15 protein-coding genes and 2 pseudogenes are annotated in these 14,793 nt (G+C 29.9%); 11 read left to right on the forward strand and 6 right to left on the reverse strand.

The window, feature by feature from the left end:
• Nucleotides 1–395 precede the first annotated feature (395 nt).
• From RTP99_RS21435 to RTP99_RS21455, 5 genes are all read left to right on the forward strand, one after another.
• Nucleotides 396–1,040, forward strand: a complete 645-nt coding sequence (locus tag RTP99_RS21435; protein ID WP_000708129.1) for a thermonuclease family protein — start codon at nt 396–398, stop codon at nt 1,038–1,040.
• A 33-nt stretch (nt 1,041–1,073) separates the two neighbouring features.
• The gene (locus tag RTP99_RS21440) at nt 1,074–1,274 is read left to right on the forward strand and encodes a hypothetical protein (RefSeq protein ID WP_044797021.1); all 201 of its coding nucleotides are present in this window, start codon (nt 1,074–1,076) and stop codon (nt 1,272–1,274) included.
• 76 nt (nt 1,275–1,350) lie between these two features.
• Entirely contained in the window at nt 1,351–1,638 is a 288-nt protein-coding gene (locus tag RTP99_RS21445) for a hypothetical protein (protein WP_000078380.1), read from the forward strand.
• Between the two features lie 76 nt (nt 1,639–1,714).
• A complete protein-coding gene (locus tag RTP99_RS21450) occupies nt 1,715–2,143 on the forward strand; it encodes a disulfide oxidoreductase (RefSeq protein WP_046648657.1) in 429 nt (142 codons plus the stop codon).
• A gap of 86 nt (nt 2,144–2,229) precedes the next feature.
• Complete coding sequence (locus RTP99_RS21455; protein WP_000207870.1) at nt 2,230–2,523, forward strand: ArsR/SmtB family transcription factor; 294 nt, start codon at nt 2,230–2,232, stop codon at nt 2,521–2,523.
• A gap of 306 nt (nt 2,524–2,829) precedes the next feature.
• On the opposite strand, the gene hfq is transcribed toward RTP99_RS21455, so the two are convergent.
• The 4 genes from hfq to RTP99_RS21475 form a co-directional block, all read right to left on the reverse strand.
• Entirely contained in the window at nt 2,830–3,015 is a 186-nt protein-coding gene (gene hfq / locus RTP99_RS21460) for an RNA chaperone Hfq (RefSeq protein ID WP_046648658.1), read from the reverse strand.
• 264 nt (nt 3,016–3,279) lie between these two features.
• Nucleotides 3,280–3,702, reverse strand: coding sequence for a hypothetical protein (locus RTP99_RS21465; RefSeq protein ID WP_046648660.1), 423 nt, complete (start codon nt 3,700–3,702; stop codon nt 3,280–3,282).
• Between the two features lie 420 nt (nt 3,703–4,122).
• Nucleotides 4,123–4,254 (reverse strand): Phr family secreted Rap phosphatase inhibitor, encoded by a 132-nt coding sequence (locus RTP99_RS21470; RefSeq protein WP_086706967.1) that lies wholly within the window; start codon nt 4,252–4,254, stop codon nt 4,123–4,125.
• Complete coding sequence (locus tag RTP99_RS21475; protein ID WP_046648662.1) at nt 4,251–5,345, reverse strand: Rap family tetratricopeptide repeat protein; 1,095 nt, start codon at nt 5,343–5,345, stop codon at nt 4,251–4,253. The genes RTP99_RS21470 and RTP99_RS21475 overlap by 4 nt, the downstream gene beginning before the upstream one ends.
• 123 nt (nt 5,346–5,468) lie before the next feature.
• Between RTP99_RS21475 and RTP99_RS21480 the strand changes: the two genes are divergently transcribed.
• From RTP99_RS21480 to RTP99_RS21490, 3 genes and pseudogenes are all read left to right on the forward strand, one after another.
• The gene (locus RTP99_RS21480) at nt 5,469–5,918 is read left to right on the forward strand and encodes a helix-turn-helix domain-containing protein (RefSeq protein WP_046648664.1); all 450 of its coding nucleotides are present in this window, start codon (nt 5,469–5,471) and stop codon (nt 5,916–5,918) included.
• Between the two features lie 27 nt (nt 5,919–5,945).
• Nucleotides 5,946–6,154, forward strand: a pseudogene (locus RTP99_RS21485) (transposase); the annotation flags it as partial.
• Nucleotides 6,155–6,207: 53 nt separating this feature from the next.
• A complete protein-coding gene (locus RTP99_RS21490; RefSeq protein ID WP_046648666.1) occupies nt 6,208–10,299 on the forward strand; it encodes an NACHT domain-containing protein in 4,092 nt (1,363 codons plus the stop codon).
• A 267-nt stretch (nt 10,300–10,566) separates the two neighbouring features.
• Here RTP99_RS21490 and RTP99_RS21495 read toward each other — a convergent pair.
• Both RTP99_RS21495 and RTP99_RS21500 read right to left on the reverse strand, forming a co-directional pair.
• A pseudogene (locus RTP99_RS21495) lies at nt 10,567–11,128 on the reverse strand (tyrosine-type recombinase/integrase); the annotation flags it as partial.
• 47 nt (nt 11,129–11,175) lie between these two features.
• Nucleotides 11,176–11,478: a hypothetical protein gene (locus tag RTP99_RS21500; protein WP_061130459.1), complete on the reverse strand. Its 303-nt coding sequence runs from the start codon at nt 11,476–11,478 to the stop codon at nt 11,176–11,178.
• 243 nt (nt 11,479–11,721) lie between these two features.
• Here RTP99_RS21500 and RTP99_RS21505 point away from each other — a divergent pair, with 243 nt between their 5' ends.
• The 3 genes from RTP99_RS21505 (at nt 11,722) to RTP99_RS21515 (ending at nt 14,472) form a co-directional block, all read left to right on the forward strand.
• Entirely contained in the window at nt 11,722–13,725 is a 2,004-nt protein-coding gene (locus RTP99_RS21505; protein ID WP_046648668.1) for a competence protein CoiA family protein, read from the forward strand.
• A gap of 94 nt (nt 13,726–13,819) precedes the next feature.
• Complete coding sequence (locus RTP99_RS21510; protein WP_046648669.1) at nt 13,820–14,089, forward strand: hypothetical protein; 270 nt, start codon at nt 13,820–13,822, stop codon at nt 14,087–14,089.
• A gap of 95 nt (nt 14,090–14,184) precedes the next feature.
• Nucleotides 14,185–14,472, forward strand: a complete 288-nt coding sequence (locus RTP99_RS21515) for a hypothetical protein (protein WP_046648672.1) — start codon at nt 14,185–14,187, stop codon at nt 14,470–14,472.
• Nucleotides 14,473–14,793: the final 321 nt, after the last annotated feature.

Consider the following 14,793-nt stretch of genomic DNA (forward strand, 5'->3'; position numbering starts at 1 on the left):
AATTAGAACTATGATATGATAAAAGTAACAAAATACTTCTAAAACTATCTTGCAAAAGGACACACCTACGCATACATATGCCATAGGTGTGTCCTTTTTTATTTGTTTTTGAAATTTCAAGACTCAAAAGGGGGATATATATTGTGTACCACTAGTATAGCATCTACTAATGTTTCTTTTGAAAAATTGAAAAGTCAGGAAGAGAATGAAGAAAATATAGTTTCAATATGTCCAAGTTGTAAGAAACGCTCATTTAGAGCGCTTTATAATGATTATCCAAAATGGATACAGTTTTGCCTATGTTGTAATTATCGAGAAGTAAATACAATAGAGAGTCCGTTTGTTTTTTAGATGCGGCTATTCACGTATTTTGATTAGGAGGAAGAAATTTCGATATGAAAATATGGATTAAGGCTATTTGTATAACATCATTCGTATTTCAAATGGCAGCATGTAGCAATTCAACGCAAACAAAAAATGATTCAAGACCTGCCCAAGCAGTACAAAACGGTATACAACAGCACGTGGAAGGGAAAGGTATTGTTGATATTCCAGAAGCTTATAAGGGGAAAATAAAAGGCTTAGAGACTGTTAAAGGGAAGATATTACATATAAAGGACGGAGATACGATAGACGTGAACGTAAAGGGTCAGAAACAGACGGTAAGGTTACTGTTATTGGATACTCCTGAGTCTGTATCTCAAAAAATCCCACCACAAAAGATGGGAAAAGAAGCCTCTTCCTTTTTAAAGAAACAGCTAGAAGGGAAAAGTGTCACTTTGGTTTATGATCGGGGACAAAAAGAAGACAAATACGGTAGGAAATTGGCTTATGTATTTTGTAACGGAATACATATTAATGAATTAATGGTCAAGTCTGGTTATGGGATTATAGCCTATATTTCTAGACCTAATACTACATTTCTACCTGAAATGCTAGAAGCAGAAAAAAAAGCAAAAGAATTAAAGGCTGGTGTGTGGAGCATTAAAGGATTTGTAGATGAAAAGAATCGGCATTATAACCGTAATGATGCAGCTTAATATCAATACTTATTCCAAAAGGAGGTTTCTTGAATGAATGGAAACAAAAGAAACATGCTCTTATCTTTTTTTATTTCTACTTTCTTTATTTTTTTGAGTCTATTTTCATTTAGCGGTAATGAATATGTGTATGTTATATCAAAAATTGGAGCTGCAGCTGGTGTGATAAATATTGTCATAATGAGTGTGTTCTTGTATTTTCAAAGCAAAAAAATGAGACATCTCTTAAATTAATACAGCAAAAGCGCTTGTTTTCCTTACTCGTATATAACAGAAAAGGGTAAGGAAAACCGAAAGGGGAATGTTTTAGATGAGTCAAATACCAGGGTTCTTGAAGTTTGTTTTAGCAAAGGAAAGACGATATGTATATTTGGCTGTAGCAGAAAAGAAAAACAAACGAGTGAAAACACATATTGTATATAGATTCGGTCCACTAGAAACAGCATTAGAAACTATGTACGGAATGCGTGATGATTTTGAGAATTGCTTTCCACCAGAGTTGAAAGATAAGGGGTATGACTGGGAAGATCTAAATGATTGGATACTATCCATTGAAACCGGTTATTCCAAATACGGAAATAAGTTAGTGACATTCTAAATAGATAATTGAGATAATATCACATCCTTATTATAAAACCTTCAATGCAACTAAAATCGTGTGAGGAGAACATAAAATGGAATGGATTCGTAAGTACCACATTGCAATTGCTTGGACGATAGCTACTAGTGCAATGTTAATTAGTTTGTTTTTTAGTGAATGGATGAAGCTGCCGCCATGTGATTTGTGCTGGTACCAAAGAATGGCCATGTATCCATTAGTATTAATACTGGGGATAGGAATGTATAGAAAAGATCCGCACGTCAGCACGTATGCATTTCCATTTGCGTGTATCGGTTTAATGTTATCTGTCTATCAAATTACAATTCAAGCGTTTCCTATTAGTGAGATGAAGACTTGTTCAGTAGGAGTTTCTTGTACAGAGGATTACTTAAATTTATTCGGATTCATCTCAATACCTATGCTATCTTTTATTGGATTTTTAGCCATCATAATACTTCTATATATTAAATCTGATACAGAGACAAAAGAACAAACAATATAGTGGTTATGAACAATGTACTCAAGTAAAAAAACATACTTAAAAATAGATAATTAAAACAAAAAGAAATTATAAAAGGAGAAATTAAAATGACAACTATTCAAGCAAGTAATGAAATGTACAAAATCCCAGAGGCGGATGTAGAATTATTAAAGATTATGGCTCATCCAGTTAGATTACAAATTGTGAAGGAGCTAGAACACCGCAAAATTTGTAATGTAACACAATTAACAGAGCTATTAGATGTCCCTCAATCAACTGTATCTCAGCATTTATCTAAGATGCGTGGCAAGATTCTCCGCTCCGAAAGAAGAGGATTAGAGATGTACTATCATATTGCAAATTCCAAAGCATGTCAGATTGTTAGTGTACTAGGTTTATAAATACCTCAAATTAAATAGCGGATTATGAAATTAAAAATAAAATAAGGGCAGCCTAGCATAGCTGCCCTTATTTTATTTGTGATTTTGCATATATTTGTGCGCATTTAGTATAGCAAACATTAATCTTTGCTATCAACCTTCAATATTTTTTGTTTCTCAATATGTTTAGTATGCTTTTATTTTATAATAAACTTAATTCTTTTTATTTATCTATATTTCCTGGGGTGAATCCTTTTACTAAGGATTCCTTTTTTTATTTTTACAACTTCTTAAATTAACAAAATTCAATTTTAAGCAGATTTTTATTTATAAAGAAACCGTTGAAATAGCTTGTTTATAAAGGAATTGTTGCTTTCCGTTACTGGAGACTAGCACTGAAAATTTATCAACAGCAATAATGACTCCAGGTACTCTTACTCCGTTTATTAAAAATATCGTTACTACTCTTTGTTCCTCTATTAATTTCTTATAAAAATCTTCTTGTGTATGCATTAATAGTTGCGCCTCCTCTCTAAATGTCCCAATCTTTTTAACTCATTCTAATAAATGTATAAGGAATGGTGTAATTATATTTTTTTATAACATATACACTTGAACGGTTATTTTCTTGAAGGAATAAAACCACAAATTTTTTAATTTATTCTAATACATATTCATGTAGGTCTTCTTTATCAAAATACAACATTATACAACATTCTTGTTTTAATTGTCTTTTCTAATTTGTCGGGAGTCATTTTTTAATTTAAACTTTTAGTATTAAAATGCGATGTTCGTATTCTTCCTTTTATCTACCGTTTCCAATCCATAAGATCTTAGCTTTTCCCAACTCTTTTTAGGATGCCTTTTTCTTGTATGTCTTCTCGTTTGTTCAGTGGTTATAGCTTCTATCAAATCTAATGGGAAATGGTTATAAAGGGCATGCATATATCCTTGCTCTATCATACCGAAGCAATCACAATCGTTGTCCATGAAGTAATTATCTTCAATTAATCGCTCAAGTTCCCTTTCAAGATAGCTCAAGTCATGCACTTTACTTTCAGAAATTAAAATGCCATTAGAAGTTCTTTCGATCTTACCAAGTAAATGATCTCCAATTTCTTTAGATATATTATCTAATTCCTGTATTTTTTTCATATGTTCCTGATTTTCTAAGATAAATTCAATATACTTTTTTTTCATTATATTCAACTCCTAGTATCTTTCTATATCCATGCAATAATAACCTATCTCTAATTTAACAAATTTTTATGGTGTTATTAATTAAAAAAGTACAACCTTCAATGACAAAATGTATCTCTCGCTGAAATCTAGTTTTGTCACGTTAATGTACTTAAGGAGGAACTTTAATGAATTTTGGGTTGGTTACCTGATGATTATTTTATGAACAGAATTAATGAAAATCTATCTATTGTATTAGATTTAGGTACAATAATTTATAATTCTAACGATTCACCAAGAATTATAATAAATAGACAACAAAGTTTAGACAGTAAAAATAGAAAAATAACATATACAAAATAAAATAATCTAAAAAAGGGAAGAAAAATTTCTTCCCTTTTCATAATGCATGAGTTATGAAAAATGAATTAAATTAAGACTTTAACCACCATGATTTCCGTGTGCATATTGAATAACATCAATAGCTTTCTGTGTTTCTGTAGGGGATTGGGCACCAAACATTAAAGTAAAAATAGTAATTACACCAACTAAACCGAGCATTGTCTTTTTCATTTTAATGCCTCCTTCTCAAAAGCTTTTTTTCCTGCTTGAGAACATGAATAGAAATAATGACTTGCTTTAACATGGTTATTTTCTTTATAAAATGCAGTAGCAAGATATTCTTCATACTCTTTAATGTATTCGAAAAGTTCTTGCTCTTTAAAATATGATACGCCTTCTAACACTGTCTTTTCAAGTGTTTCGGCAGGAAAATCTCCATTCATTGCATCTAATATTTTAAAATGGTGCAGATACTCTATATTTGCAACCTCTTCACAAATGGAATGTCCTGTTACTATGAGATCTTTTGCAACGGAGTGATTTCCTTCTTTCATATGTTCCCTTGCCTCAATAAATAGTGCTTTATAATTGTTAGGCATTTTTTGATTTACTTCTGAAAGATATCTAATAGCTAATGACGAGAGGTTTTGAGTAGCATACATTAACCCTAAATTTTGACGCACCATTAAAATAAATTGCTCTTCGTCTATTTTTTGGAACATATCCATTGCTTTCGTAAAATACTCTTCTGCGAGTTCCCATTCTCTCAAATGAGTACAAGCTAGGCCTATAAGGTTATCACAAAAAGCGACATTAATTTCATACCCAGCATGTTGAGCAAAGATTTCCCTTGCCTCTGATACTTTTTTATAAGATAAGAGCCCTTGATACATATCATAATGGAAAGCTCCAACTTTATAATAAAATTCCGCTTTTTCCAATTCATCAGGAATGCAGTCTAAAAGTTTTTCTGCGTTTTCATAACTCTCTTTTGCGATTTGATATTCTCCAATAGTAGAGGCATGAATTCCTTTGAAAAAGTGATAATAATAAGCTAAGAAATTATCTGTAGGCATATCAAAAGCCTCAACTTTGTCAAAACTGCTTTTTGAAACGCTTAAATTATCAATTACAAATTGATATCTAAAATCTAGTAGTGAGTAGTAGAGCAATAAATTCTGATCCTCTTCAATACTATGAATCTTAGTATCAATTATTTCTTTTAATTGATGAGCATTACCTATACGTCTTGAGCGGATTTCAAGATACCAATCGTTTAGTAGCTTTGTAATTTCATTGTTTCCCTTAGTTGAAACAATCATTATTTATTCCCCCATCCTATAGAAGTCTACTGATGTTATATATTACCATTGTAGCAAAATCCCCATTGTATTTAACTGTTTTATTTTTATTTTTCAACAAAATTCAGAAAAATCAATCAACAAATAAAAGCGGAACAGATTTTTGAAGGTACTGGTGCAGATGGTATATGGAATAAGGCTATATTCAAAGTAAAAGAAGGTAGCTACTATTATATATCTGAGAATAGTACGATTGAGGTAGCTGCCAATGAGTATCTAAACGTAGAAGTGTTAGAAGAGGTCCATCAGGGAGAGGATTATAATTTATTTGCTGTAAAAGGGGACGAAAGAGACATGCTGCAGCAGTTAGAGATGGATAGATTTAATTTTGAAGATGTAGAACGGGGAGACCTTAATCTATTGGATAACGAAATTATGAGTAGTACAGGTGCTATAGAAGAGTGGGGAATTGAATCATCAACATTACGTAAAAGAATAAATGATTTCCCAAAAGGCTCAATCCGTAAAATTGGAACTACATATGCTGTGCCTCGATTTGGAATGCGCTGTGTCTTCGGTTCGGATAAGAAGTAAATAAAAATAAAATAGGAGGAGCGATCAATGAAGAATCACATAAGGAATTCTAAGAGTCAATTACTACAAACCAATAAGAAATGATCTCACCTAAGCAAAAACAGCGTGAAACCATATAAAATTGATTAAGAGAGGCTTATATAGAGAAGATTAAGGTTCATAACCGTAGATTGAAACCTCAGGAGCACGCGGATGTTTTAAGCTGGGTATTGTTTAAAATTCGTGAACACAGTATATGATATAATTTTTCTGATAGAGTTGGATAAGTTAACAAAAGGTGGTATTAGCTATGCGTAATGAAAAAGATGTTTCGGTTACCAAAAGAGCTTCTGATGATCTGAATGATTTGGATGATTTAAGAAAAAAGGTTATAGATTTAACAAAGGAAACAGGGGAATCAATCAAAAGAAATATTATTAGTTGTAAAGCATTTAAAGATTCAATCCCTATGGATTTACTTTATATGAGAAATACTAAAGATTCGAATTTATTAGATTTAGTAAAAAGTAATAAGTTTATTGTATTACTTGGGGATGCAGGTGAAGGTAAGAGTATATTTTTAAAAAGAAGTGCTTATGAAATTATGAGTAATCGCGATCCAAGTAACAACTATCTTGCCTTATATTATTCATTAAATATGTATGCAGATGAAGATATTCAAATGTTACTAGAAAAGGAATATGGAGACTTTACTAAATTTAAAGATTTAAAGTTTCTTTTTCTATTTGATGAATTTGATCAAGTCCAAAATAAGGCATTACTTATAAAAAAATTGCAGTCTTTTCGGGATAAGTTTTGTGATTCACACTTTTGTATTGCATCTCGCTCAAATGCTTATTCAAATAACTTTAATAATGCAGAATTGGTTCAACTATTACCTTTTTCCTCCCGTGATATTGAACAATTTGTAAAAAATAAATTACCTTTGAAATATAATGCACTTCTACAGGATGCTAAAATATTTAATTATATGGAATTTATGAAAAATCCATTCAATCTAAATGCAATTATTGATTATTATAAAATAAATAATTCTCTCCCTAAAAATACTGCGAAAATTATTAATGAAGTTATAAAATCTTCAATCAATGAAAAACTAAATGAATTAGAAGAAGATATCTTATTTAAGGAATCGTATGAATTAGAAAAAGTATACTTCAATTTACAAAAAATAGCATTAGTTATGGAAAGCATCCAATCAAATTTCTTAACAAATAAACAGCTTATGACAATTATCCCTAATAAAGAAACTAGGCATGTCATTAAAAATTTATCTATAATTAAAAAAAGATTTAATAATAATAATATTAGTTTCCAGTTTATTCATAATAATTACAATGAGTATCTTGCTGCAGACGCTTTAAAAAATAAGAGCCTCGATGATATTTTACAATTAATTACTATAGATGGATTGCCTGAATTTAATATTCTGCCATCATGGAAAAACACTGTAGCTTTTTTGTTATATTTGAGAGATAGCCAAGATCTAATTGAAAATCTAATTACTATAGATCCTTCAATGCTCTTAGATTTAGAAGTTGGAAGATTAACAAAGCAACAACGTAATCAAATTTTTAAAACTCTATATGAGAGATACTCCTCCCGTGATATTTGGTTAGGAGATAATCCATTTGATTTAGCAAAATTAGCGATGAATAATGAAACATACAGTTATTTAAAGGATAAAATCATAAGTTCAAGTAGTAATATGGATAAATACAACGCTGTTTATATAATTCGATACTTCAAAGAATATGCAGAAATGGATTTAAAAAACAAACTCATTGATCTTGTATTAAACATAGATATTAATACTGAATTGCGGGCAGTTAGCTTATCAACTTTAACAAGTTTGTACCAGGTGGATAATGAACTTGTTAATGCTGTATTACCTATTCTTCAAGAAAAAGAAAATGTAGGCTTAATTGGTTCTTTTTTTAGATTCTTAACTAAATATTCAACAGTGGATGATTATATTGAATTTATTATTGAACACATTCCTTTAATGCACTTTAATCTTGATTCAACCATTCATTTATCAAACTATGCTATTTATGATTGTATAGAAAAACTGCAATCACTAGATGCAATTATAAAACTACTGGATTATTTTATTGAAAACACCCAGATACTAAGGGATATTCATATTGATGATTTAATACCTAGCATAGTAGGTAAAGCATTAATTTATCAGGAATCTTCGGTTGTTTGGAATAAGATGCGGGAACTTTTAAGGAAATCAGATATCATATCTCCGCACAAAGCAATGTATACTATTTTCAATTTTTTTGTAGCTTCAGGTACTTTAAATCAGCTGTTCGATAGTTTTTACAATCGTGCGGAAATTAAAAAAGATCGTTATTATTACAAAGTAATTGCTTTATCGATGACAGAGGAGAATATACTAAGACTTATTTCCGATAAAAAAGATGATGTAATATCTGAAAATGAAATAATGAAAATAATTTTTGAAATGCGTGTGTATCATCAAGAGGAGGATTTCGTAGAAAAATTAGTACATGATCTTAATATCGAAGAGCCCACTTCTAAAAATTATGAAGAAATACAAAACAATAAACTAATGGAATTTATTGAAATTATTTTCTCAAAAGAAAAGTTTTTAGCAGAAGTTAAAAACATATTCATAGGTGAAGAAAAAGAAGCATTATGTTTCGATGATTTGGAAATCGATAAAATGTGGGATAATTTAAAAGGTGATGAGAAATATAATAGTTTTATGTTGCGGTGCTTAAGAGAAATATTGAAAATAAAACCTATTACATTTGATGAATTCGAAACATTAATTCCAGATTATGATGTATTCACACTGAATGAGGCGTATAAAATAAAAACGAATAATTCGAATATCGAATTTTCTAAAGAACAAAGAGAGAAAATTTCACAAATATGCTATGACAAAATAAAACACGTTGATTTTAATACTGCAATTACTTACAACGAAAATAGTGTAACATTTGGTTCAATATATGTGTCATTATGGTTTTTCCAAAGACTGTTTAACCTTCAATATCCGGAAAACATATTGTTGGATATGATATCATTTGATTATGTTATTAAAAACAATCATGTGGGAATTAAATATATAGAAAAATATGTTAGTTTGTCTTTAATGCAGGAAAGAATCCTTTGGAACCTAATAAATAAAGACATCAGGGAGCAAATACTATACAATCATTTAAGCTTTTGTAAAGAGTATAAGGTAAGGGATTCAATAGAGATAATAAAAAAATTATTTAGTAACAGTAATCTTTCTAATCGTGATAAGTTGGAATGTCTAAAAACTTTAATTTATCTAGGTGTAGAAATTTCATACTTAAAAGAGTTAATGGTGTCCACTGAAGACGAGAAGATTTTTGATACATGTGCCGCTTATTTAAGTCAGCTCGAACCTCAAAAAACTCAAGATATTTTAATAGAAAGTCTTAATAAAAAAGACAATATAGCTTTAAAGAGTGCTGCACATTTAATAAACTATCAAAATATAGAAGGTATTGAGTATTACATTAATTACATTCGAAAACAAAAAAAATATGGTTCTTTTACTTCACAAATGTTAATTCAAAAGATATCGAATATAGAAGCATTGGAACTCTTATTTACTTTATTAAATGATGTTGTAAGAAAAGAAATTAAGCAAGAACCATTTGAACGACTTCAAGAAGAAATAGTATCTGCGTTTAAAAATATAGCCGTAAAAGACGCAAGCAGCTTAGGAAAAGTACTTGAAGGGATTTTGGGATTTATTGAACAAAACAAAGAAGATATCGAACTAAACGATTTCCATGTAATCCACGATGATGTGTTGAAGTTTTATAAATCAAACTACAAAAAGAGCAATGATATTTACACTACTTTAACCTCAGTCAATCGAATCCTCTTTGTCCCAGAGGATGAAGAATATCGAAATAAACTAATAGCATGCATAAATCTTCAGACTGATATTATGGAGAATACGACTGCTATAGATATTTTCAAGTTACATCCTAAGAACATGGGGAATATTGCTTATTTAGTTTCCCTTAAATTAAGTAAAAGCAACCGCGAATTCGAGAATTTTATCAATTATATGCAGCAAATCTTTTTTGAATCACTTCACAAAGAGCAAAAGCAAAAGAAAGATATCGATGGGCGTATATATAAAGAACATCGTACACTTTTTGAAATCTTAAATCTGATTCGATGTTTAAGACATTACTATCTTCATATGGAACTTAATGATCTAAATGTGGTAGAAACAGTGAACAACTTCTTTTTAAGCTTTGGAGGTCAACCAGATACTGCCGAAAAGTGGATGTTATTACATTCGAAAATAATTAAAGATTTAGAAGAAGCTCTTCTGAAGACTAAATCTACTCTCTAAATCGCTGCAAATTACAAGGATTAATAATAGAATTTATCCAATATAAATTACGCGATTAGAATTAGTACCTTTGAATTAATTCATTGGATAAAAAAATCTTCAATTTCACATCGAGATTAAGCAACTATATTTTTACCCCCGTCCTATATATAGAACGGGGGTATGTTTGTTCAATTCTTTAAATTTAAATCGCTCAATTTTCGTTCTACAACAGGTGCTTAGTGAATAGATGAACTAGACTGTAATTCTCGGGAATTATATGCTAAATTATTCAAGTTGCCTTTTTTCTAAACAATCAATAGCTTCACGTTTCTTCTCATTACTAATATTTGTATAGATACTAGTAACTTCGACTGAAGTATGTCTAAGTTGATCTCGAAGTAATACTAGGTCTTTGTTTTCCTTATAATGATTGGTGGCATATGTGTGCTGTCGTTTATGAGGGCTACGTTTTTCATCAAATGCACTTGAATATTTGTCAAATAACTTCTGTATAGCTCTAACAGTTAACTGCGTATATTTCCCTTTATAATTTGTTACAAAAAGTAAGTCTTCATCTTGAGGGCAGTTATATTTATCAGGACGAATCCTAATATACCCCTGAACATCATCTAAGCAAGAACGAGTGGCTATCTTTTATTACCTTTACGAGTCGCTTTTATGGTTCCCTGACCGAAGTTTATACTAGAAATAGTAAGACTAGCTACATGGGAAACCAGAAGTCTATTGTTTAAAATGAGGCTTATGATGGCTATATCTCTTTCCTTATCCCGCCGGAAAAACTATATTTTTGTGGTGATATATTTTTCAATATTTCTCGGTAATCAATTATAAAAATAAAATAAGCCATATCTTACTTGTTATTCGTTTAAAAGCCTAAATAGAAATAAAAAAAAAGAGAATAAGAGCAGTGAAAATATGACTAAATATAAATAAAATACTTTCATTTTTGATTGAATGAGAATATCTAGAATTATGACGAATTAATATTTTTATTATTAATCCATATATCATCGAAATTAAAATGAGTAGAAGTAACAGCCAAACAAATTGCACCCTATTATAATCTATGGACGTAGCATTAATAATAGCAGGTTTTATAGCGATAAAAAAAATTATTAAATATATAAAAAGACTTAGAATACAATATAATGAAAAATTCAACAAGTTTCTGTACAAATAATTCCCCCCTCTCATAGAAGTAACCTAGCCCTATTTAATTATTACCATCATAGCAAAATAAAGTTAATCTGAAGTTGATTTTAAACTATTTATTAATAAGAATCAGAAGATAAAAATAAGTAAGCATAGAATTTCTATTAATAATTAAATGTATATATTCATAAATTTTAATGCGTGAATAGTATTATAATGAATTAAATGGATGGTAATAATATTCCTCTTTGAAAGGGTGTATATTAAATGCAGTATTCTTACATTAAGTATTTTGATGGTTGGAAAAAAATATTTCCTAGTGGTAACTTAATAGAATTTCAGGAGAAAAGTTATATAGAGTTAGATTCTATGATTATAGATAATGAAAAGGAAGCTAAGCTTATTAAAGGAAGAAAAGCTATATATCAGGCAATATGCCCTATATGCGAAGACATCATGTCGTTTAATAAAGGATCTAAGGCCGTTAATAAAAATCCATATTTTTTTCATTTAGATAAAGAACAATGTTTTTCATTTGAATCACTGGCACATGCTAGAACTAAGAAATACTTATATGAATTATTTAGTAAGGCTGGTTACATCGTAAAAGAAGAGAAACGATATAAAGACATTTCACGTGCCGACGTAGCAGTACTGCAAACAATTGATGGAAAAGAAGAGCTGAAGCTGGCAATCGAGGTACAGGCGTCAAATATTCGGACTAGTAATATTGCAAAGAGAACAAATATATATTTTGAAGAAAATGTACCAACTGCATGGGTGTTAATACTAGATAGTTTCTTTCCACCTAAGGAAAAAGAAGTAAATGGTGAAAAAATATACACGGATAGTTATAGTGGCACAAGAATTAGTAGTTTTAATCCAGAAACAAATTCATATGAGTATACATATATTGCTCCATTAAAAGAGGAGTACTTCTTTGTAACAGGGGAAAATAATAAAGCATTTAACTATTTGATGGATGTATACCATGTTATTGTAACTGTTGATCATAATGGACATGTATTTTTAATTCGAAGAACTCCCGAAAGTTCTAAGTTAAGGGTAGATGCATTATTAGAGAACCGAGAACATTCAACACAAGATGATATATTTCTGGTTAACCGAATAGCAGAGTCTGACATTGTACCAGTATTATTAGAAACAGAATTATTGCGTGCACCAAATAGTGAAAATGATACGAGGCTGAAAAAGAGTACTCAATTAAATGAAAAATTTAAAGGCCAAATTCATAGAAGTGATTCTGATCCCACGAAGTTAGTAGATGCTGCTATTGAGTTTGATAAAGCCTGGCAGATAGAGGAAGCATTAAATAGTATAGAATTAGCGAGAAAAACAAGAGAAGAAATAAAAATAGCCTATACTAACAAACTACTAGAGATAGAGCAACAAAAAGCAGAGGAGCGCAGAAGGCAAGAGGAAACATTGGCTGAACAAATGGCAAAGGATTATATGAACGACTTATACAATCAATATAAAAAGGAATTTAATATGCTAGTAGACCGCTTGGAGGCAGAAAAGGTTCAATTTCATTTATCTTCAATCGGTAAGTGGTATTCTTGGTTGAACTATTTAAATGAAGAGTGCCATAAGTGGTATATAGTCGTAAAAACTTTATTTAAAGGATTTCCAACACGTTTCTTAAGTGATAAGAATGATTATGAAATGTATTTTAATAAGGAACAAAATAGTTATAAAAAATGGATTGAGGGTAGAAGTTTAAATGAGTTTGTAGAGGAATTACAGCAACATTATGAACAGGAAACAAATAATACTAAGGAAAAAATATTTTATCAAAAGCTTTTGACTAAGTATGGACAAAAGTTAGATAAAGTGCAAAAAAAAGAAAAAATACAAAGGGAGCAAGAAGAGCTACGTATCCGTCAAGAAAAAATAAAGAAAGAGGAAGAAGAACGAAAACGCATTCAATTACAGAAAGAGCAATTATATAGAAAACAAGAACTTTTAAACAAAGATTATGATGATATACCACTTTTAACAAAAAATGAAATCGATAATTTTAGAAATAGGTTTTGGGAGGAATACAAATGTATTCCTAAAAAAGAACGCACTGCTTATGAAAGAAAGTATTTTCCTTCAGGACTACCACGGTGGTTTATGAAAGACAAGATTCTCCATGTAGAAAAAGAAATAGAAGCTGAATTAAAAAAGAAAAATAGCAAGAACAAGGAGCAAAAAGAAAACTTAAAAGATAACGACGATGGCTATATTCAGCTGAAGTTATTATAAAAGAAATTTTTGTAATTGGAAGATAACATATATATCATTAAACTTTATTTCTTTATATTATAATTTTAAAATCGTGTTTTTTAGGAGGATACATATGAGATTAAATAAAAGTGAAAGATCATTGCCTGTATTATTAGCCTATGAAAGAGATGAAAGTGGAAATCTTGCAGTTTGGTGCCCTTATTGTGCGACATGGCATCTTCATGGACGAGGAGACGGGCATCGTAGTGCTCATTGTCAAAATAGGAGAAGTCCATTTATAGAAACCGGGTATATTATTAAAAAGGGATCGAAAAAAGATTATGCTTTCGGTAGAACATATTATGACAGCTATGACAAATTAGATTTGAAATATCGTTACTAGAGGGTTTTTCTTTAATTTAAGAATCAATTTATAAGTAATGCCAATAAGTTAGTCTTATATAATCAGATAAGATATTAAAAGGAAGTGGAAGTTTAATGGGATATAGTACTCTATCTCTTGATTTTAAAAATAAAGTAGTTGTCGATAAAACGAAGTGGAAAGAAATATGGGATGATTGTATGGAACCAGATAGTTTTGCTGAGTATGTGTATATAGTGATTGAAAATGCGGCGCGTCGTTATAAATTTAAACATGACTTTGAACCAGAGATATACATGTTTAATTTGAATAGACCTTATAAGGTGAATCTGAGATTGGGTAATAAAAAATACATATTGATAATGAATCCCTTTGATGAAAGTCAACTTGTTAGTGGAGAATAAGGTTAATAAAAAATAAAAGAAAACCATCGTATTTTTCATTACGATGGTTTTTTAAATGGATGAAAGCCCTAGTTAATTAAGGATGAAGTGGATATTGTAACATACGTGTCGTAGTACGTAAAATGTTTTTTCTAATTACTCAATTAGTATTTTATTTTACATTATAGATGCTTCTTAAGATATTAATGAACCCTATACAAACATTTTCAAGCCAATTATGAATTAATGTTTAATTTGAAGAAATTTAAAAATTCAACGCAACTAAAATCTGATTATTTGAAAATTAATTAGATTTTATGGTAAAATTAAGGTTATTAATAC

Origin of the sequence: Bacillus sp. (in: firmicutes) (genome assembly GCF_031983925.1) — a bacterium.
Classification (GTDB): domain Bacteria; phylum Bacillota; class Bacilli; order Bacillales; family Bacillaceae_G; genus Bacillus_A; species Bacillus_A pacificus.

Coding starts and splice junctions, on each gene's coding strand:
- RTP99_RS21470 (WP_086706967.1), bottom strand. CDS start 4,254: ATGAAAAAGACAATGCTCGGTTTAGTTGGTGTAATTACTATTTTTACT.
- RTP99_RS21455 (WP_000207870.1), top strand. CDS start 2,230: ATGACAACTATTCAAGCAAGTAATGAAATGTACAAAATCCCAGAGGCG.
- RTP99_RS21435 (WP_000708129.1), top strand. CDS start 396: ATGAAAATATGGATTAAGGCTATTTGTATAACATCATTCGTATTTCAA.
- RTP99_RS21440 (WP_044797021.1), top strand. CDS start 1,074: ATGAATGGAAACAAAAGAAACATGCTCTTATCTTTTTTTATTTCTACT.
- hfq (WP_046648658.1), bottom strand. CDS start 3,015: ATGCATACACAAGAAGATTTTTATAAGAAATTAATAGAGGAACAAAGA.
- RTP99_RS21505 (WP_046648668.1), top strand. CDS start 11,722: ATGCAGTATTCTTACATTAAGTATTTTGATGGTTGGAAAAAAATATTT.
- RTP99_RS21475 (WP_046648662.1), bottom strand. CDS start 5,345: ATGATTGTTTCAACTAAGGGAAACAATGAAATTACAAAGCTACTAAAC.
- RTP99_RS21450 (WP_046648657.1), top strand. CDS start 1,715: ATGGAATGGATTCGTAAGTACCACATTGCAATTGCTTGGACGATAGCT.
- RTP99_RS21445 (WP_000078380.1), top strand. CDS start 1,351: ATGAGTCAAATACCAGGGTTCTTGAAGTTTGTTTTAGCAAAGGAAAGA.
- RTP99_RS21510 (WP_046648669.1), top strand. CDS start 13,820: ATGAGATTAAATAAAAGTGAAAGATCATTGCCTGTATTATTAGCCTAT.
- RTP99_RS21490 (WP_046648666.1), top strand. CDS start 6,208: ATGCGTAATGAAAAAGATGTTTCGGTTACCAAAAGAGCTTCTGATGAT.
- RTP99_RS21465 (WP_046648660.1), bottom strand. CDS start 3,702: ATGAAAAAAAAGTATATTGAATTTATCTTAGAAAATCAGGAACATATG.
- RTP99_RS21515 (WP_046648672.1), top strand. CDS start 14,185: ATGGGATATAGTACTCTATCTCTTGATTTTAAAAATAAAGTAGTTGTC.